This window comes from Paenibacillus sp. FSL R7-0302, assembly GCF_038006885.1.
In the GTDB taxonomy this organism is placed as follows: Bacteria; Bacillota; Bacilli; order Paenibacillales; family Paenibacillaceae; genus Paenibacillus_AQ.
Map to the genome: position 1 here is coordinate 554,156 of NZ_JBBOWB010000001.1, position 18,846 is coordinate 573,001.

An 18,846-nucleotide genomic window follows, 5' to 3' on the forward strand; every position below is an offset into this window, starting at 1 on the left:
TATGGATTTGAAGGAGCTGCGCCGGCAGCGGCGCAGCCGGTTCACAGGAAGCCTGGTCCCTTATATGGGGTATATCATTCAGAGCGGTGTCGCCATGGTGTTCCTGCTGGTGCTGATCATCTTCTCCGCCTGGTACACAGCGCTGCTGCGCGATATTCCGCCTGGCCTACCGATCCGCTGGATTATGTTCGTCCTGCTGGTGCTTGCAGCGGTACACAGCAGCTTCCGGACGTATCTGCAGACCCCGGATACGATCTTCCTGCTGCCGCAGGGCCACCGGATGAGAGAGTATTTCGCCCCGTCCTGGATCAGCGGCAATGTGTGGAAGATTCTGCGACTGGCCTTTATCCTCATTACATTATGGCCGCTGTACATACGCACCGAGGAGTCACCGCGAGGTCTGCTGGCTACCCTGCTGGTGCTGATTCTGGTCAAGCTGTTATCCAGCTACGGGTTATGGCGGGAGACGGCGATGCTCTCCCGCCCTGCTGCCGCAGGCTATAACCTGTTGCGCTGGGCAGTCGGCGCTCTGATGGTTGGCGCCTGGTTATGGCAGCCATCCATGCGCGCCCTGATCTTCATCCTGATTCTGGCCGCAGCCTATGCGGCCGCGCTGGCCGTTCCCGGCCGGCACGCTGTTCCGTGGGAACGCCTGATCACCATGGAGAAGAACCAGGGGACCCGGGCGCTAATGGTCCTCGGCTGGTTCGTCGATGTGCCGGGACGCGAGCAGCGGGTCTATGCCCGCCGTTATCTGTCACGTTGGGGCAGCGGTCTGAGCTGGCAGCGGGATTCCGCCTACCGGTTCCTCCTGACCAAAAGCTTCGCCCGGGGTGATGTCTTCGGCATCGTCCTGCGGATGGCTGTGCTGGACCTGTTCCTGGTGTGGATGATGCAAGCCAGCTATCTCGGCATCGGCATCTATGTATTCTTCCTCTTCCTGATGGGCATTCAGCTGACGGCGCTGCGCAAGCTGCACAGCGAATCGTTCTGGCTGACCGTCTACCCGCTGCCGGAGGGCAGCAAGGGCAAGGGAACGATCCAGTTTGTATTCCGGGTCCATCTGGTCCTGGCGCTGCTGACCGGATTGCCGCTCCTGCTTCAGGCCGGGCAGCGCCCGCTGGAAGTGCTGGGCACCTTCGCCTGCGGATTCCTGCTGGCGTATCTGTTCAAGGTAAGCTCCACCCGCAAGGAAGCGCGTGTGGATGAAGATGACCTGTAGAACAGATTGCCGCAGCCGACAAGGCGTACCCGCAAACGGGTATGCTTAACACAAATGGCCTCAGACTCTCGCGGATGCGGAGTCTGAGGCCATTTTCAGAAGATAAGAATGTATAAAAGGGAATTCCCTCTTCATATCAGGTGTGGCAGGGAATGCTATAACACGTGGATCGGAGAGAGCACGCAGCTCCCTCCAGGGGACTCACTCCCTGTTAGACAAAGAGTGAACGGCTGATGATGACCAGCAGGATAAAGAGAACCAGAATCGCTCCAGTGCTTGTGAACCCGCCGCCGTATCCGTATCCGCCTCTAACTTCTTCGCTCATGTTCATTCCCCTTTCGCGTGTGAGTTGTTGTACTTGAGTACATCGTATTGTATGTGCGGAGGGCAGAACGTGTATAGGCCAATGCCGTAGCACCGGGCAAAAAAATCAGCCCCGGCATTCCGGGACTGATGCAGGTATGCAAAGGCGGATGATCAGGCCTTCTCCAAATCACGGATGCCCGCATAGACCAGATCGAACAGATCTTCCAGCTGATCCTCCTCGATACAGGAGAAGGCAATGCGCAGGTCGCTCTCGCCAAGGGCGATGGTGCCCAGGCCGTAGGTGTGGATCAGGTGAAGCCGCAGATCTTCCGCAGAGACGGTAAAGAGCTTCAGGCACATGAAGTACCCGGAGTTGAACGGATAATACGTCCATACATCATCGCCGTATTTACCGCTGTCCAGCAGCGCCTTCACTTTGTTGGCCCGGCCTTTCATGATCTGGAACTTCTCTTCCTTTTGTGCGGCGAATTCCGGCGCCTTCAGCGCGTCCAGGACAAAGGTCTGCGATGGATGTGCTCCGCTGGAGATAGTGGCGCGGATAATGCCCAGTGTTTTTTGCTCCAGGGCTGCCAGCAGCTCTTTGTTCTCCGAAGCGTAGGTGATGAAGCCGACGCGGAAGCCCCAGACGAATTCTTCTTTGGTGGCTCCGTCAATCTTGACCGCCAGTACGCGCGGGTGCAGATTCGCCAGCTTGCCGAATAGAGATTCTTTGAGTGAATCCTCGAAAAAGAGTCCGAAATAAGCATCATCGCTGACCACTACCACATTAACGCCTTCTTCGGCAGCACGCAGGATAGCGGCAACAATGGCCTCGCCTTCTGCAAGGCCTGGCGTATATCCGGTTGGATTATTCGGGAAATTAAGGAGGACGATGGCTTTGCCGCGGTCCTTCTGGGCCAGCAGGGCATCCAGCAGCCCTTCGCTGTTGAAGCTCATATCCTCCGTGAAGAGCGGGTAATTTACGGTTTCAGTCTGGCGGCGGATGCCGAAGGTCAGCTCGTAGTTCTCCCAGTTTTTGTCCGGATAAATGACGGCATCCCCTTGCTCTGCGAACAGATCGGCAACGATGCTAAGCCCGTGGGTCAGCGCATTCGTGACGACTGGATTACTGAAAGACTTGCCTTCAAGCGACGGATTCTCCCGCAGCATCTTCTCCCGCCAGACGGAGCGAAGCTCAGGCTTACCTGCTGGAGGTGCGTAGCCGTAGAGGTCTTTGGGACTGTAAGCGGAGAGCTTATCCTGGATCACGCCAAGGTGCATCGGCAACCCGTTCTCGGTAGCAATCCCGATGGTGGCGTTATACTTTTTGGCATGAGCCGTGGCCTCTGCAGATTGGCTCAGAATACCCTCTTTGGGAAAATAAATCGCTTTACCGAGACTTGAGAGCATATCGTATACATGTTCATTGCCTGCCTTGATGCTGTCATTCAATTGTCCAGCCAGTGGATTCATCAGTTTCATCCTTCCGGTATTCTTCTGGGATATATACGCTAACATTGCCTAACATTATAACACCGCGGATTGCCGCCGTCACTTAGGAATGCTGCGTTTTCATAAATAGTTTTGGAAACGAAGCGGCGTCCCGTCCCCATACGTAGCCCGGAAGATGTACAAATGGGAACCGGACAAGGTATTATGAAAAGTAAGCTTACGCTATATCTATAGGAGGGAATCATATGCTGCATGCATCGCCATCCTCTTTTGTAATCCTCCCGGCTCTGGCGAAGATTGTCTGTGAACCGGGCTGGAAGTGGCAAAAAAGAGAGAAGCCGCTGCAAAATTACGATTTATTCTACGTCTGGAGCGGGGAGGGGACTGTTGTGCGCGGTGGAGTGCCCTATCAGGTAGGGAAGGGAAGCTGCTTCCTGTTCCGCCCGGGGGATTATACCAGCGCCACACATAATCCGCAAAAGCCGCTTGTGCTTACATATATTCACTTCGATGTTACCGAAGAGGTGACCGAGGTGCCTGCGTTCTACCATGAGCTGAGCGAGACGGTGGAATTCGAGCATCTGCTGGCCCGCTATGTCCGGCTGTTCCTGGTGCAGACCTATGCTGCGGAGGAGGAGGGCCGTCTGATTCTGAAGCAGCTCATGATTCATCTGCTGCGGCAGGATCAGGCAAGGCCGGTCGAGCGCCATGTCAGCAACCAGCTGGCGGAGGTGATCCACGAGGTCGCCAACTATGTCAGCCAGCATCCCGGAGCAGCGCACCGGGTAGAGGATCTGGCCGCCCGGGCGGGGCTGTCCCCGCGTTACTTCTCGATCAAGTTCAAGGAGATCACCGGCTCCTCGGTCCAGTCCTATGTGATCCGCGCACGGATTGAACGGGCTCAGCATCTGCTGCTGTATGCGGGCATGAACGTCACGGAGGTGGCGGATGCGCTCGGCTACAGGGACATCTTCTTTTTCAGCCGCCAGTTCAAGCAGCATACCGGGAAGAGCCCGTCAGAGATCCGCTGAAGCGGCGGGGGAGCATCGTGCTGAGTGTGGTATAGGTACCTCGGGTGCTAGATATGCTGGGTATGCTTTGGGTGCTTGATGTGCTATGTATGCTACGTGTGCTATGTGTGCTATGTGTGCTATGTGTGCTATGTGCTACGTGTGCTATGTGTGCTATGTGCTACGTGTGCTATGTGTGCTATGTGCTACGTGTGCTATGTGTGATAAGTGTACCATGTGCGCTATGCGGACTGTGCGGACCTTATTTTGCGAAAAAGTCACTTATTCCCCCCGCTGCGGACTCAGAGGCCGTTATCTGACTGATTGGGGCTGAAATAGAGGCGTATGGGCTAACTTAAGAGCATCTGAGTCCGCTTGCCCTCCGTGATCAGGCAGAATAGCTGAAATAGCGGCTTCCCAGTCCGCAAGGCAGGCCTGAAGTTGAAGCGCACACTGCGCTGTGACAGAATAGAAGCAAGAGAAGCCAATCATACACGGGAGAAGGAGAATACTTATGTACGAAATCGTTCTGATACGGCATGGCGAGAGTGAATACAACCGGCAGAATCTGTTTACGGGCTGGAGTGATCCCGATCTGACGGATAAGGGCGTGGAGGAGGCCAAGAAAGCGGGCCGGCTGCTGAAGGAGAACGGATACACCTTCGATCTGGCGTTCGCCTCGGTGCTGAAGCGTTCGATCAAGACGCTGAACTATGTGCTGGATGAGATGGACCTGCTGTGGATTCCTGTGCAGAAATCCTGGAAGCTGAATGAGCGCCATTACGGTGCATTGCAGGGCCTCAGCAAAAGTGAAACGGCCCTTAAATACGGTGAGGAGCAGCTCCATATCTGGCGGCGCAGCCTCTCGGTCCGCCCTCCGATGCTGGAGCCGGATGATCCGCGTTATGCCAGACATGATATCCGCTACAAGGAAGTGCGTCCGGGTGACATCCCGCGCGGCGAGAGCCTGGAGGATACCGTGCACCGGGTTGGAGATTTCTGGACCAACCGGATTGTACCGCTGATCCGCAAGAAGGAGCGGGTTCTGATCTCGGCGCACGGCAACACACTGCGGGCCCTGATCAAGTACATGGAGGATATCGACGAGACCGCACTGCTGGATCTCAATATCCCGACCGGCGTTCCGCTGGTCTACAAGCTCGACGACGATGTGAAGCCAATCAGCCGCTTCTATCTAGGCGAACCGGAAGAGGTGCAGCAGAAGGCCCGCGAGGTGGCGAACCAGAGCAAGGTTACGGAGTAACCGGAGCGGCGCTGCGTTCAGCAGTGCGTTATCTGATTAGAGCATTATTCACCTGTGCGTTATGGACAGCCTACTTCCGGAAATCGGAGCGCGTAAGGTACACCTTTATCCGTTAAAAAGCTCCGGCGGACGCAAGCATGCGCCCACCTGGAAGCCTCATTACAGTCCAAATAACCCCCGCCCAAGGTACACGGCTTCGTGTCCTTAGGCGGGGGTTATTCTATAGATTAAGCATCGTTATGCAGGCTGGAAGCGCCTGTTCTTACACCGGCCGCCGCATCTCTCCCAGCAGCTCGCCCATCTTCACCTTCGTATCCGGGGCAAGCCCGGGGCGAGGGGTGAAGGTGCCGCTCTCCATCAGCAGGACTACCGTGGAACCGAATTCGAAATATGCCAGGTCGTCGCCGCGCTGCCATTCTCTGGCCGTCTCATCGGTGTAGCGGATACTGCTCACATTCATTGCGCCTACCTTGACCACGGCGGTCTCGCCATAGCTGCCGGCTATATAAGTAATCAGCCGTTCGTTACGGCTCAGGACACTCTTCATATGGCGCATGCCGAAATCATTCACGGGGTAAGCCCGTCCGCGGATATAATCGCTCTCCCGGAGCTGTCCGGTTAACGGGGAGTGAATCCGGTGATAATCGGTAGGGCTTAAGTAGAGGACGAAATAATAGCCTTTCTTGTACAGTTCGAGGTGTGGCGAGTGATTAAGCAAATCCTCCAGCGTATAATCCTGCCCCTTCACATTCATTATCGTGCCGCAGTTGATTTCGCCCATTGCCGTAATCATCGCGTCCACGGGACTGGCTACGGCATGCTCACCGCTGGCCACCGGGCGCGTCCCCGGCTTCAGGCGGCGGCTGAAGAATTCATTCAGTGTACGGTATTCTCCGGCAGCCTTCTCCGCCTCGGCGGCAGGAATCTGATAGGAACGAATAAATACCGGAATCATAAGGCGGCTGAGTCTGCTGTGGGATAAAGCCCCCATCAACCTGGAAAGCCATCTGTGCGAGGATAGCTCGGTCATCAGCCGCAGCAATTGTTTAACCATGCCCATCTCCCTTCCATCATGCAGCAGTGTTATCCCGTGCCAAAGGGACTCCACCCGCTCTGCATTATATTGACATAGAATAGGAGACAAATCAATAAGAGTTCATTCTTAATGCTTCTTCGTACAGATATCTGGCATAGCCCATAGGCTGGCGGTAGCTGTCTTTCCATACCCCGCGCAGTCCGGCCTTCTGGAAGCCGTAACGCTGGTCGCGCCCGTTGCATTCAATGAAATACAGATGTCCGTGCTTCGTGACACCGATGTCCAGACCGATATCGGCCAGCCCCGGCAGACTCTTCTCCAGCTCACGGGCGATGGCGAGACTGAGGGAGAGGACGGACATACGGATTCTGGCTGCCTCTTCTCCAGGGAATGCCTGCTCCAGGGCAAAAGAGGACTTCAGGGCTTCGCCCCCTCTGGCAATGTTCGATACAAAGCCGCCGGGCGCAGCCAGCTTGGCGAAAAGGCCGGTGACCTGCCACGCTCCGCCCCAGCCCCGCTGTACCGTGACACGCAGGTCAAAGGGGCGTCCGTTAATCTCAGCCAGCGGAATCCGTTCCTGGACCAGATAGGGCACAGAAGAGAGCCGGGCGCGGAGGACCCGGGGAAGGGCGTCCGGGTTAACGGCTCTGCTAACCTTGCGTCTTGAGCCAGAGAGAGAGTAGCTCCAGAGCCAGCGCCCTTCGCCGCTGCGGGTGAGCCGCATCACACCGTTACCCACGCTGCCCCGGCAAGGCTTGAGGATCAGATCCGGGTAGCGGCCCATCATCTCCCTCAGACCGGAGAGTCCGCTTGCAGTGACCGGCAGATAAGCTTGCAGTTCGCGGCTGCGCTCCAGCAGGCCGTGAATCTGATCCTTGCCGTAGCGGTTGCAGCTGTTATAGACCTGAATTCCCTGCCGGAGCAGGCGCTCGACGCCGGTGCTGCGGGGATCATAGATTGCCCGGTTGTGGATGACCTCCGGCGTAGGGACGATTTGTCTGCGGTAGCCTTGCGGACCTTTCTTCATATAGACACTGCTGAAGCCGGACGCCACGTCGATGTCGGACAGCTTCACAAAGCAAGGGGTTAATCCGTATGCGGCGGCGGCCTCTTCGTAGTTGGCCAGAGATTCCTGTCCGGTTTTTAACCGGGGAACGCCCCCGTGCATAGCGGCATTTAGCAGTATCCCAACGAGCTTTTGCCCCATGTTCGTTCCTCCTGTTATCTTGAAGTACTTCCCGGCTGTTTTTATGTCTCCTGTCATTGTATGTATGTACGTGCCTGTAAGGGTTGGACGGATGCGCGGCGGCAGATGCCCTTTTTTGAAAGGAGAAGATTGGATTACTGGCAAGGGGAAGGGTGTCATCCGCCCATGCTGCTGCATATGATGCCTAGAAGATACAACAGATGGAAGGAGGAGACTGCTAGTGAAGAGTCCCAAACGAAAACAGCAGCGCAGTTCCAAAAGACCGCTCTATTACGTGGATAATCCCGATACGACTGAACTTAGCATGCTAGACAGCAGTCCCAAAACACAAAAAAACCAGGAACTGGAATGGACGGAAGTGGCAGAGGGAGAAGACCTTGCCCTGCAGGTGAGCGGGGTGGAGATGCTGGAAGTGACCGCGCCACTCCAGCAGATTGTGCTTGCACCGGAGGGGAAACAGGAAGCCGTGACGGAAGAGGGGCGCCAGCAGGAAGGCACTGTTGCCCTGCCAGAAGCGGAGGTAACAGCTCCACCGGAAAAAGAACGCCTGCAGCCCGTATACACCGATGATCTGTCCGATGGCGCCGTCACCGGTGCCAAGATTGCTCCACGGACCATTGACGGGTCCAGACTAAAGCATGGCATCATCGGCACACCCTGGCTGCAGGACTATGCGGTGCAGAGCATCAACCTTGCGGACCGGTCGGTTACCTCCTCGAAGATAGCGCCGGAGTCCATTACCGGTGAGCATCTGGCGGAGAGCAGTGTCAGCGGGGGCAAGCTGCTGGATCACTCCATCGGCGGCGAGAAGCTGAAGGATGGCAGCGTCGGCCCGGAGAAGCTGGCAGACCGGATGATCAGCGGAGGACATATTGCCGACGGTGCCATTAGCAGCAGACATCTCAGTGAGTTCATTATCACAGCGGAGCTGCTGGACGATGGGGCGGTCACTGGTGAGAAGATTCTCAGCAGCAGCATTGACAGCCGCCATCTCAGTAACGGCAGTATTGACCGCTCTAAGCTGGCTGACGAAGCGGTGTCTGCCGACAAAATCGCCGATGGCGAGATCAGCGGTGTCAAGCTGGGTGATGCGGTGATCGAGAGCCGGCATGTGGGGGAAGGCGTCATTACTGCCAAGCATCTGGCACCGGGCGCCATTGGACGGGAGCAGCTGGCGGCGCGCCTGATCGGCAAGGAGCAGCTGCAGCCCGGTATTATTGAGAGCGGGCATCTCGCAGACGGGGCAACCGGGTCCCGGCAGATCGCGGCGAAGGCTATCCGCAGCCAGCACATTAACCCGGAGAGCATCCATGCCGACCATATTGCCGAAGGTGAAATCGGCAGCCGTCATCTGGCAGACCGCAGCATTTCTTTTGTGAAGCTGACGGACGGTGCGGTAGGGACTACACAGCTGATTGAGCAGGCGGTTACCTCTTCCAAAATTGCGGATCAGAGCATTCTGGCCCATAAGCTGGCTGACGAAGCCGTGATGACGCGCCATATTGCGAAATCCGCAGTGCGCAGCGCACAGATTGCCGCGCAGGCTGTCACATCGGCACATTTGCAGCGCGAGGCCGTGGATCATTCTCATCTGGCCGCAGAGTCTGTAGGCTCAGTCCAGCTGCAGGAGCATTCCGTCCTGACCGGCCATCTGGCCAAAGGAGCAGTTACGGAAGAACAACTGGGGTATGAATCCGTTACAGGAGAGCATATTAGCCCCCAGAGTATTACTGCAGCCAAGCTGGCGGACGGCAGCATCATTACCGCCAAGCTGGCCACGGGCGCGGTCGGGGGGACGATTCTGGCAAAAGAAGCGGTCAGCGGAGAGCATATTGCGGTCTGCGCCGTGGAGGAGAAGCACCTGGCGGATGGCAGCATCAGCGGACGGGTGCTGCAGGAGGAGGCTGTAGATGCTGGTCATCTGGCATCCGGTGCCATAGAACGCCGGCATCTGGGAGACAGCAGTGTGACTTCATCCGCGCTGCAATCCGGTTCGGTAACGGCAGATAAGCTGTCCTCCGGTGCCGTCAAGGAGGCCCATCTCACTGCTGCGATTGTACAGCCGCATCATTTGGCCGACTATGCAGTCACTTCGCTGAAGCTATCGCCGGAGAGTGTCTCAACGGATAAACTCGGTGATCTGGCCGTCACTTCAATTAAGCTGGCGGACGGCAGTGTAAGCGCGGAGAAGCTGGCAGCCTCAGCAGTGCAGACTGAGCATCTGTCGGCAGGCGCGGTCGGCCCGGATTCGCTTAAGGATACGTCTGTGCAAGGCAGACATTTGGCGGCTGGCAGCGTGGGCGGAGCACATATCCGGCCGATGTCGATCGGCAACGGACATCTTATTTCAAGCTCTGTCTCATCGATCCAGATTCAGGATGGCAGCATCAGCGGCACCAAGCTGGCCGAGGGGGCTGTAGCTTCCCGTCATCTCACTCCTGGCAGTGTAGGCGGAAGCGAGCTGGCTGAGGCCTCAGTGGAAGGGCGGCATCTCGCGGATGGCGGCATTAGCCTGGCGCATCTGGCAGATGAGGTCCGCAGTGCGGACCTACTGCCCGACGGAAGCATTGGCGCAGAGAAGCTGGCAGCGGGTGCTGTAGAGTCGGTTCACTTGGCTGAAGCGAGTGTTCAGGCCGTTCATTTGGCGCAGGGAGCGGTGGAAGCCCGGCATATCGGTGCCGGAGAGATTACGCTGGCCCATCTGGCCAAAGAGACGCGCAGCGCGGATCTTCTGCCGGATGGCAGCATCGCAGGCAGCAAGCTGGGGGCGGGAGTGGTAGGGGCCTTCCATTTGGCTGCAGGCAGTGTGTATGGCGGCCACCTGGCTGCGGATGCAGTAAGCAGCCGGCATATCCGCGCCGGCAGCATTCAGCTCAGTCATTTGGCTTCCGATACGCGGGGCGCGGACCTGCTGCCGGATGGCAGTATAGGCGGAAGCAAGCTGGCCGAAGGCGCAGTGGATTCGCAGCATCTCCAGCCGCAGAGCGTGGATGCAGAGCATCTTGCGGGCGGAGTGATTCAAGAGCGTCATTTGGGCTCAGGAATTATCCGGCTGGCGCATCTGGCAGAGGAGACGAGAAGTGCGGACCTGCTGCCGGATGGCAGTATAGGTGGAAGCAAGCTGGCTGAAGGTTCAGTGGATTCGCAGCATCTCCAGCCGCAGAGCGTGGACGCAGATCATCTTGCAGACAGAGTAATTCAGGAGCGTCATTTGGACTCAGGAATTATCCGGCTGGCGCATCTGGCAGAGGAAACGAGAAGTGCGGACCTGCTGCCGGATGGCAGTATAGGTGGAAGCAAGCTGGCCGAAGGCGCAGTGGATTCGCAGCATCTCCAGCCGCAGAGCGTGGACGCAGAACATCTTGCCGGTAGATCCATCCAGGAGCATCACTTGGGCTCAGGAATTATCCGGCTGGCGCATCTTGCGGAGGAAACCAGAAGTGCAGAGCTGCTGCCGGATGGCAGTATAGGTGGAAGCAAGCTGGTTGAAGGCGCAGTGGGTTCGCAGCATCTCCAGCCGCAGAGCGTGAACGCAGAACATCTTGCAGGCGGAGTAATCCGGGATCGCCATTTGGGGCCTGGAATTATCCGGCTGGCGCATCTCGCGGAGGAAACCAGAAGTGCGGAGCTGCTGCCGGATGGCAGTATTAGTGGAAGCAAGCTGGCCGCAGGTTCTGTGGGCTCTATCCATTTGGCTTCCGGCAGCATCTACGGAGGTCACCTGGCGCCAGAAGCTGTGGATAGCTGTCATATCCGTCCCGGCAGCATCAGCCTGGAGCATCTGGCACAGGATGCCCGGACCTCCGAGCTTTTGCAGGACGGCAGTATTACAGGGGAGAAGCTTGCTCCTCACAGCATTGGAACCAGGCATCTGGCAGAAGGGTCAGTGGGAAGCTCCGAGCTTCAGGATGAAGCGGTGGATGGCTCTAAAATCTCTTCCTTTGCCATCAAGTCCCGGCATCTGGAAGAAGACAGCATCCAGAGCCATCATATTGCTCAGGGTGCAGTGAACAGAGATCATCTGGCGCCTGATTCAGTGGATAGCAGCCATCTGCGTGCGGGCAGCATCCAGCGGGAGCATCTGGCCGAGGGCACGCTGACCTCAGAGCTGCTGGGAGAAGGCAGCATAGACGGCAGCAAGCTGGCGCAAGGAGCTGTCGGATCTAACCATCTGGCACCGGTCAGCGTCTACGGAGGCCATCTGGCTCCCGGAACCGTTGACGGGCGTCATATCCGAGGCGGCAGCATTGGCCTGGAGCATCTGGCCGAGAATGCGCGGACTTCCGAGCTATTGCAAGATGGCAGTATTACAGGGGGGAAGGTTGCTCCTCACAGCATTGGAACCAGGCATTTGGCGGAAGGCGCAGTGGGAAGCTCAGAGCTTCAGGATGAGGCAGTGGATGGTTCCAAAATCGCTTCCTTCGCCATCCAGTCCCGGCATCTTGAAGAGGACAGCGTGCAGAGCTACCACATTGCTCAGGGTGCGGTGAGCGGGGATCATCTGGCGCCTGATTCAGTGGATAGCGGCCATCTGCGTGAGGGCAGCATCCAGCGGGAGCATCTGGCCGAGGGCACGTTGACCTCTGAGCTGCTGGGAGAAGGCAGCATAGACGGCAGCAAGCTGGCGCCAGGAGCGGTGGGGCCTAATCATCTGGCTCCGGGCAGCATCTACGGGGGCCATCTGTCTCCCGGAATCGTTGACGGGCGCCATATCCGTCCTGGCAGCATCGGCCTGGAGCATCTGGCCGAGGATGCGCTGACCTCAGAGCTGCTCCCGGACCATAGTGTCAACGGAGCGAAGCTTGCGATTCACAGCGTCGGCACCGGCCATCTGGCTGAAGGTGCGGTAGGAAGCTCTGAACTGCAGGATGAGGCGGTGAAGGCTGCCAAAATCGCTCCCTTTGCCGTCCAGTCCCGGCATCTGGAAGAAGACAGCATCCAGAGCCATCATATTGCTCAGGGTGCAGTGAACGGGGATCATCTGGCGCCCGGATCAGTCAATGCGGAGCATCTGTCCTTCCATCCGGTGCAGAGTGTCGGGAATCGCGATGTTTTGCAGCAGTTCGGGATGACGGCGTTCATGTTCAATGGTGAGGCGGATAGTGTGGAGGTGACGGTTTCTTTTGACGAGAGCTTCGGCCATACCGGCTATGTGCTGGTTGCCATGGCTAACCAGCCGTACTTCCATGCCTCGCTTAAGAACAGAACGGGCGGAGGAGCGACGATTGAGGTGGTACGGCTGCGCGAGACCCAGCATTTCTATGGCGTGCTGTCGTGGATCGCGCTCGGCACTCCGCTGGTCAAACCTGCTGTGGAGCATCGTGCTTTTGATTGATTGATCCAGGGCACAATAGATTGTACATGGGGCGCAGCCGTGGGTTGCGCCTTTTGTGCCGCTGTGCGGAGGGAAGGCCCCATACATCACAAGCAGTAACATTTTAAGAGGAATCCTGCAAATAATGCAACAATACTGCTCCAAAGAAGCGGTCAATGCTGAAATCCTGCACGAACTGCAACAAATTCAGCGCTAACTTGCCCTAAACACCGAAATTTGTGCAAATAATGCAACAATGTACTTCAACCCGTAAAAGGTATAGAGAAATCCTGAAAAAAGTGCAACATTACTGCTCCTTAAAAACGGCTGGTGAGAGAGGCATTAGCATCGTTCACCCGCAGGGTGATTTTGTGCATGATTACGCCAGCATTTATAGGCATGACGCTATACATTATCCTACTATTGCTTGCTGCTGAGATAGCTGGTTCCCTTCGATTTCTTCCGGGGCGGGTGGCGGAATGAATCTGCTGATTGGACAAGCAAGGCAGCCGGGCGGAGGCGCATAGCGGCATTTGTCCAATTATCTGCGCTCAGGGAGACACTTGCCGTTACCGGGAGTGGCGGGATACATAGACTATGGTGTAACCCTCAGCCCGGGAGCAGCCCTGTGAAGGAAGGTGGATGAGCATGAAAAGAAAAGGAGCATCTGCCCGCCGCACGGGGCGGCGGGCAACCCGGACAGCACGGCGGCCGGTGGCAAGGCCGGTACGGCCTGCTGCACTGCCGCCTGCGGTGAATCATCCGCAGCCTGAGGTGTCGGTTATTATTCCGGCCATGAATGAGGCGGCGACGATTGCCGCAGTGATTGCCGGAGCCAGAGGCGTTCATCCCCGCTGTGAGGTTATTGTGATTGTTAACGGTTCTGCGGATCAGACCGCAGATATTGCGCGCTCCTGCGGAGCTAACGTAATTGTGTATGAACAGCCGCTCGGACACGATGTCGGGCGAAGCGTAGGCGCGGCGGCGGCGAAGGGAGCGGTTCTGCTGTTCACAGACGGGGATCTGGTGATCCCCGCCCCGCAGCTGCGTCCCTTCGTGACCGCGGTCAGCGGCGGAGCGGATCTGGCCTTGAATGATTATTCCGGCCCGGTCCGCAGCAGATTTCCGCATCCGGTGGTGTTATCCAAGCATGTGCTGAATCTTCTGCTCGGAAGGTCTGAGCTGAAGGGCTGCTCCTTGACCGCCGTTCCTCATGCGATTAGCCGCAGGGCGCTGGATGTCCTGGGCAGCAGTCTGCTGTCGAGGCCGCCGCTCGCACATGCGCAGGCGGTGCTGGAGGGCCTGGTGGTGAAGGCAGTGCATAACGTGCCTGTGGGCAGGATGAATGCGGTCCGCCGGAAGCGCAGCGGCAGTGATCTTCTGCAGGAGGCTATCCTCAGAGACCACCTGGATGCCGTAGCAATGGTGCTGGAACGCAAGGGCGGCCGGGCAGGCTTCGGGGACGGCATCCGGCGAAGGGAGATGGTGAGATGATGGGAGCGCGGGAAGTATCCGTCAGCGGCCGGTCTTCAGCGGGGCGTACTGCGCCTGGAAGCAGCAGCTCTACAGGGCGCGCCGCCAGACGCAGCGCAGTAGTGCGTGGAGGCGCGGCTAAGCGGCGGTCCGCGAAGCGCCGCAACAAGCCTGCGGCGGCGGGCCCTGGCCTCTCCCGCTCCAAGCGGAAGACCGCTTCCGGGCGGAGGGATCTGACCCTGCCGGCATCGCAGGGTTCGCTGTCGGTAATTATCTCGGCCAGGAATGAGGAGCAGACGTTGCCGAAGCTGTTGGAGCAGGTGGAACGCCTGAAGCCGCAAGAAATTATTGTTGTGCTCAATGGATGTAATGACCGCAGCTTTCAGCGGACCCGGCTATGCGCTCAGGCGAGTATAGTGTACATTCCGGAATCTGCCGGACATGATGTAGGGCGTTCTCTTGGCGCCAAGCTCAGCCGGGGAGATATCCTGTTGTTTCTGGACGGGGATATGGTGATCTCCGCCGGGCAGCTGTCCTCTTTTGTGGCTGCGGTGGACCGGGGGGTGGATGTGGCGCTCAATGACCTTGATCCGCTCCTGCCCCCCTTCGGGCTAAGTGATGCGGTTACCCGCTGCAAGCTCTACCTGAATCAGGTTCTGGGACGCCCTGAACTTGGAGCAAGCTCCATGACGGCTGTTCCGCATGCCTTATCCCGCCGGGCGCTGGAGAGAATCGGCTACCGCGAGCTGATGGTTCCGCCTCGGGCGCTGGCGCTCTCCATTATGGCCGGGCTGCGGGTGGAGAAGGCCGGAGGGGTGAATGTGATCAAGCATAACCGGCTGCGCCAGGGGAACACGGGAGCCGGCAATGCCATGGAGCAGCTGATTGCCGGTGATCACGCGGAAGCCCTGGTCTGCGTAATTGCCCACCAGCAGAGCAGCGGGCAGCTGCCGGCCGAGAATTTGCTGGAGCACCGCCGGCAGATTGCTGCCTGGAGAAACGCGCTATGACACTGACGAGCATTATTATTCCTACGTATAACAGGCTTGGGCTGCTGCGTTCCTGCGTCGAATCGATCAGAGCGCATACCCGGTCCCCCTATGAGATTATTGTAGTGGACAATGCCTCAGATGATGGTACCGAAGCTTACTGCCGCGCCAGCAAGCTGACGTTCATTTCCCTCCCGGAGAACCGCGGTTTTCCGCTGGCCTGCAATATCGGGCTGCAGCTGGCTGCGGGGGAGGAACTGCTGCTGCTGAACAATGACGTCATTGTGTCGCAAGGCTGGCTGGATAATCTGAAGAGCGCCTTGTACAGTGCCCCCGATATAGGAATTGTCGGACCGGTGACGAATTATGCCAGCGGACGGCAGCAGGTGCAGACCGGCTATACCGATATTGCAGGCTTCCATGCCGAGGCGCTCCGGGCCAATATTCCCGATGCAGCGAAGTGGGTGGAGACCCGAAGGCTTGTAGGTCTGTGCTTTTTATTCAAAAGACAGCTTATGGACGCGATCGGCCTGCTCGATGAACGATTCTCGCCGGGCCATTATGAGGATGACGATTACTGCTACCGTGCCCGGCTGCAGGGATACCGGCTGCTTATTGCCGGAGATTGCCTGGTTCATCATGAAGGCAGCGCCAGCTTCAAGGAGGTCTATTCCGCCTCATTGCAGGAGCTGGTGGAGCGCAACCGCAGGTTTTTTATAGAGAAATGGCAAGTGGACCCGTCGCAGTTCATCTGAGGCCGCTGGCTGAAGGTAAAAGACGTAGAGAAAGAGGAGGAACGTAAGTGAAAGGAGTCATACTGGCTGGCGGAACAGGAACAAGGCTATACCCGCTCACCCGGCTGATGAACAAACATTTGCTTCCGGTCGGCAAATACCCTATGGTGTGCTACGGGATTGAGCGGCTGCGCCAGGGGGGGATCACCGATATTCTCCTGGTCATCAGCAAACAGTCCGCAGGACAGTACACTGACTTTTTGGGCAGCGGCGCGGAATTCGGCGTATCGCTGACTTACAAAATCCAGGAGGCGGCAGGCGGCATCGCGGAAGCGCTGGAGCTGGCGGAAGGATTCATCCTGCCGGGAGAACGGTTTGTCGTGCTGCTGGGGGATAATCTGTTCAAGGATAGTCTGGAGCCTTACGTGAAGAGTTATCTGCAGCAGCCGGCGGGGACCGCGAAGGTGCTCCTGAAGCCTGTTGAGGATGCGCGCAGATACGGGGTTCCGGTGTTTGACAGCGCCGATGCCTCCCTGATTGCTTACATTGAAGAGAAGCCGGAGCAGCCGAAGACAAAATTCTGTGTTACAGGCATATATATGTACGATGAAGCAGTATTCGATATCATCCGCCGGATTTCACCTTCCAGAAGAGGCGAGCTGGAGATTACCGATGTGAACAACCTGTATGCTGCCGAGCGCAAGCTGAGCTACGATGTGCTGCAAGGCTGGTGGAGCGACGCGGGAACCTTCCAGTCTCTGCGCGAAGCCGGAGATAAGCTGAGAGATACGCTGCCCTGAGGGGCGGCGTTTTTTTGGGAATAGAAGAATTTATATGCTTCACACGATAACTTATCCTTCTATTTCTCGCCGAAACGGTACTGTCCATTAAAAGGAAGGCAAAGCCGTTTCCGCTTGGTGGGGGCGATTAATGTAGGGCGGCGGAGAGGTGGGGAAGGCGAGGTAGAGAGAAGGGGGAAGGGAATAGTAATTAGTTGGTCTACATAGGAAGAGATTGAGGATGGCAGGAAACTTGAGTGGTCAAAGGTAACTAGAGGGATAAATCCCTCTGAATTTGCCGGGAATGGGCTGGCGGCTGGAATGAAAGGGATAAATCCCTCTGAATTCGCTAGAAGTGGGCTGGCGGCTGAAATAAAAGGGATAAATCCCTCTGAATTTGCCGGGAATGGGCTGTCGGCTGGAATAAAAGGGATAAATCCCTCTGAATTCGCTGGAAGTGGGCTGGAAGCTGGAATGAAGTGTACAAATACACTTGAATCCGGAGAAAGTTGGCGTTCGGCGGAAATGAAGAGCACAAATACACTTGAATCCGGAGAAAGTTGGCGCTGGCCGGAAATGAGGAGCACTAATACCCTTGAATCGGGCAAAATTCGGGGTTGGGCGGAAATGAGGCACAAATGCCCCTGAACCCGCCGCCAGCGGGCGCAGGGATCCAAAGTCGTTCGAGCTGCCCCGATGGGAAGTGCAGCGGCCAGCTCATCGCCGCCAGCATGCAGCCTCAGCTTAACGTCTTCAACTCATCGCCGCCAGCTTACAGCCTCAGCTTAACGTCTTCAACTTATCGTCACCAGCTAGCAGTCTCAGCTAAACGTCTCTACTTATTGCCCAAGCATGCAGCCACCAGCATATCGTTCGCAGCATATCGTTCGCAGCATATCGCCCCAGCTAGCAACCTTCAGCTCAACGCCCTCAGCTAAACGTCTTCAGTATATCGCCATCAGTCACTGGCTGGCCGGGCGATTCGCCACCAGAACAAATCCTCGGTCTCGCGGTACAGCTCTGCATCCAGGTGCTGCAGGACGCGGTGGGAGGCGAGGTTGTCCTTCTCGGTATCTGCAGTGACCCAGCGTGCGCCGGGATGGCTGAAGATCCAGGCGGTGATCTGCCGCAGCGCTTCTGTGGCATAGCCTTGGCCCCGATATCTCTCGTCCAGGACATAACCTACGATGACCTCCCCTTGCTCGTTCGGGCGGCCTTTGAGAATCAGGAAGCCGATGAGCTGCTGCTGCTCCCGGTGGATGATGGCCCACATGGTCAGCCAGCAGTAGTTCTCTTCATCCTGTAGTACCTTGGCATGCCTGACCCGCAGCGCATAGCGCATCTCTTCATCGTCCAGCAGGGTTGCGGTTGCCGTCACGTTCAGGCCCAGCGCCTGCTCCAGCCCGGCGTAATTCTCTAAGGCTAACGCCAGCTCGGGTGCGCTTAGAGGAGATAGGTCCAGGTGTTCACCTGTAAGTTTCATAGATTGCCTCCAGTTCTAATCCGGGTACATAGATGCGGACATACACCATTAGGAAGTATTTTCAGCCAAGCATAGTCTGCCGTCCTGTTCCTTGTCAATAATATGCTCCAGTTTGCAGCCTTCTCCGTACCTTGAAGCGGAAGCGGACACGGGGATTCGAACATTGAAATTAATGGTCATCTTGCGGCATGTCCCAGCCCAACTTGCGGCGCTTCTCCGGCACCGTCAAGGCGGATGCCGCATATGCTGTAGCAGGGCGTTTGAGCAAAGGAGACATGAAGGTGCAGAGTAAAATTACAAAAGTCCTGCAGCACATGGCCCATACGCACGAACAAATGGCACGGATTCTCGACGCCGAACGCCACGTAGCCGTCCGTATGTCGCAAATAGTTCACGATCTGCCGGATGCGGACCCTGATTTCGGCGGATTCAGTGGGCTGGTGGAAAGCTCAGGCCAAGTCAACAAAAATATCATTGCTTATCTCAATGCACTTGCTGATCTCGAAGAGGCGATGGCTGAGGGAGTAGGCAGGGTAATCAAGGAATTAAACGGTCAGGAAGAAGAGTAGAAAAACGT

General features: G+C 57.2%; 15 protein-coding genes. 10 read left to right on the forward strand and 5 right to left on the reverse strand.

The genetic code is table 11. The features are described from left to right. Nucleotide 1 precedes the first annotated feature (1 nt). Entirely contained in the window at nucleotides 2-1,222 is a 1,221-nt protein-coding gene (locus MKY96_RS02455) for an ABC transporter permease (protein ID WP_340938364.1), read from the forward strand. Between the two features lie 211 nt (nucleotides 1,223-1,433). Here MKY96_RS02455 and MKY96_RS02460 read toward each other — a convergent pair whose 3' ends face one another. Beyond that, nucleotides 1,434-1,547 (reverse strand): YjcZ family sporulation protein, encoded by a 114-nt coding sequence (locus MKY96_RS02460; protein WP_209875980.1) that lies wholly within the window; start codon nucleotides 1,545-1,547, stop codon nucleotides 1,434-1,436. Nucleotides 1,548-1,699: 152 nt separating this feature from the next. Continuing rightward, a complete protein-coding gene (locus MKY96_RS02465) occupies nucleotides 1,700-3,001 on the reverse strand; it encodes an aminotransferase class I/II-fold pyridoxal phosphate-dependent enzyme (protein WP_340938366.1) in 1,302 nt (433 codons plus the stop codon). 224 nt (nucleotides 3,002-3,225) lie between these two features. On the opposite strand from MKY96_RS02465, the gene MKY96_RS02470 reads away from it, so the two are divergent. The 3 genes from MKY96_RS02470 to MKY96_RS33860 all read left to right on the forward strand — a co-directional run bounded on the left by MKY96_RS02470 (nucleotide 3,226) and on the right by MKY96_RS33860 (nucleotide 5,370). Further along, nucleotides 3,226-4,011, forward strand: a complete 786-nt coding sequence (locus MKY96_RS02470; protein WP_076082292.1) for a helix-turn-helix domain-containing protein — start codon at nucleotides 3,226-3,228, stop codon at nucleotides 4,009-4,011. Nucleotides 4,012-4,504: 493 nt separating this feature from the next. Next, nucleotides 4,505-5,254, forward strand: a complete 750-nt coding sequence (gpmA, locus tag MKY96_RS02475; RefSeq protein ID WP_340938368.1) for a 2,3-diphosphoglycerate-dependent phosphoglycerate mutase — start codon at nucleotides 4,505-4,507, stop codon at nucleotides 5,252-5,254. Between the two features lie 23 nt (nucleotides 5,255-5,277). Further along, a complete protein-coding gene (locus MKY96_RS33860) occupies nucleotides 5,278-5,370 on the forward strand; it encodes a DUF2569 family protein (protein ID WP_445671411.1) in 93 nt (30 codons plus the stop codon). Nucleotides 5,371-5,516: 146 nt separating this feature from the next. Here the strand turns inward: MKY96_RS33860 and asd are convergent, their stop codons facing one another. Beyond that, on the reverse strand, nucleotides 5,517-6,308 hold the full coding sequence (gene asd, locus MKY96_RS02480) for an archaetidylserine decarboxylase (protein WP_340938370.1): 792 nt from the start codon (nucleotides 6,306-6,308) through the stop codon (nucleotides 5,517-5,519). 91 nt (nucleotides 6,309-6,399) lie between these two features. Next, entirely contained in the window at nucleotides 6,400-7,497 is a 1,098-nt protein-coding gene (locus tag MKY96_RS02485; RefSeq protein WP_340938372.1) for a YheC/YheD family endospore coat-associated protein, read from the reverse strand. A gap of 220 nt (nucleotides 7,498-7,717) precedes the next feature. Here MKY96_RS02485 and MKY96_RS02490 point away from each other — a divergent pair, with 220 nt between their 5' ends. The 5 genes from MKY96_RS02490 (at nucleotide 7,718) to MKY96_RS02510 (ending at nucleotide 16,807) form a co-directional block, all read left to right on the forward strand. Continuing rightward, nucleotides 7,718-12,832, forward strand: a complete 5,115-nt coding sequence (locus tag MKY96_RS02490; RefSeq protein WP_340938375.1) for a WIAG-tail domain — start codon at nucleotides 7,718-7,720, stop codon at nucleotides 12,830-12,832. A gap of 627 nt (nucleotides 12,833-13,459) precedes the next feature. Then, nucleotides 13,460-14,305: a glycosyltransferase family 2 protein gene (locus MKY96_RS02495; protein ID WP_340938377.1), complete on the forward strand. Its 846-nt coding sequence runs from the start codon at nucleotides 13,460-13,462 to the stop codon at nucleotides 14,303-14,305. Beyond that, a complete protein-coding gene (locus tag MKY96_RS02500) occupies nucleotides 14,302-15,294 on the forward strand; it encodes a glycosyltransferase family 2 protein (protein WP_340938379.1) in 993 nt (330 codons plus the stop codon). The genes MKY96_RS02495 and MKY96_RS02500 overlap by 4 nt, the downstream gene beginning before the upstream one ends. Next, complete coding sequence (locus MKY96_RS02505) at nucleotides 15,291-16,028, forward strand: glycosyltransferase family 2 protein (protein ID WP_340938380.1); 738 nt, start codon at nucleotides 15,291-15,293, stop codon at nucleotides 16,026-16,028. The genes MKY96_RS02500 and MKY96_RS02505 overlap by 4 nt, the downstream gene beginning before the upstream one ends. Nucleotides 16,029-16,075: 47 nt before the next feature. Further along, nucleotides 16,076-16,807 (forward strand): sugar phosphate nucleotidyltransferase, encoded by a 732-nt coding sequence (locus MKY96_RS02510; RefSeq protein ID WP_339250824.1) that lies wholly within the window; start codon nucleotides 16,076-16,078, stop codon nucleotides 16,805-16,807. Between the two features lie 937 nt (nucleotides 16,808-17,744). On the opposite strand, the gene MKY96_RS02515 is transcribed toward MKY96_RS02510, so the two are convergent. After that, on the reverse strand, nucleotides 17,745-18,269 hold the full coding sequence (locus MKY96_RS02515; protein ID WP_340938383.1) for a GNAT family N-acetyltransferase: 525 nt from the start codon (nucleotides 18,267-18,269) through the stop codon (nucleotides 17,745-17,747). A gap of 275 nt (nucleotides 18,270-18,544) precedes the next feature. Here MKY96_RS02515 and MKY96_RS02520 point away from each other — a divergent pair, with 275 nt between their 5' ends. Continuing rightward, nucleotides 18,545-18,838 carry a nucleoside-diphosphate sugar epimerase gene (locus tag MKY96_RS02520; RefSeq protein ID WP_081751236.1) on the forward strand — a complete coding sequence of 98 codons (294 nt, stop codon included), beginning with the start codon at nucleotides 18,545-18,547 and terminating at the stop codon, nucleotides 18,836-18,838. Nucleotides 18,839-18,846: the final 8 nt, after the last annotated feature.

What these genes read in the sequence shown, in the direction of transcription:
- MKY96_RS02500 (WP_340938379.1), top strand. Translation starts at nt 14,302, where the DNA reads ATGATGGGAGCGCGGGAAGTATCCGTCAGCGGCCGGTCTTCAGCGGGG.
- MKY96_RS02505 (WP_340938380.1), top strand. Translation starts at nt 15,291, where the DNA reads ATGACACTGACGAGCATTATTATTCCTACGTATAACAGGCTTGGGCTG.
- MKY96_RS02455 (WP_340938364.1), top strand. Translation starts at nt 2, where the DNA reads ATGGATTTGAAGGAGCTGCGCCGGCAGCGGCGCAGCCGGTTCACAGGA.
- MKY96_RS02485 (WP_340938372.1), bottom strand. Translation starts at nt 7,497, where the DNA reads ATGGGGCAAAAGCTCGTTGGGATACTGCTAAATGCCGCTATGCACGGG.
- MKY96_RS02520 (WP_081751236.1), top strand. Translation starts at nt 18,545, where the DNA reads ATGAAGGTGCAGAGTAAAATTACAAAAGTCCTGCAGCACATGGCCCAT.
- gpmA (WP_340938368.1), top strand. Translation starts at nt 4,505, where the DNA reads ATGTACGAAATCGTTCTGATACGGCATGGCGAGAGTGAATACAACCGG.
- MKY96_RS02460 (WP_209875980.1), bottom strand. Translation starts at nt 1,547, where the DNA reads ATGAGCGAAGAAGTTAGAGGCGGATACGGATACGGCGGCGGGTTCACA.
- MKY96_RS02470 (WP_076082292.1), top strand. Translation starts at nt 3,226, where the DNA reads ATGCTGCATGCATCGCCATCCTCTTTTGTAATCCTCCCGGCTCTGGCG.
- MKY96_RS02495 (WP_340938377.1), top strand. Translation starts at nt 13,460, where the DNA reads ATGAAAAGAAAAGGAGCATCTGCCCGCCGCACGGGGCGGCGGGCAACC.
- asd (WP_340938370.1), bottom strand. Translation starts at nt 6,308, where the DNA reads ATGGTTAAACAATTGCTGCGGCTGATGACCGAGCTATCCTCGCACAGA.
- MKY96_RS02465 (WP_340938366.1), bottom strand. Translation starts at nt 3,001, where the DNA reads ATGAATCCACTGGCTGGACAATTGAATGACAGCATCAAGGCAGGCAAT.
- MKY96_RS02515 (WP_340938383.1), bottom strand. Translation starts at nt 18,269, where the DNA reads ATGAAACTTACAGGTGAACACCTGGACCTATCTCCTCTAAGCGCACCC.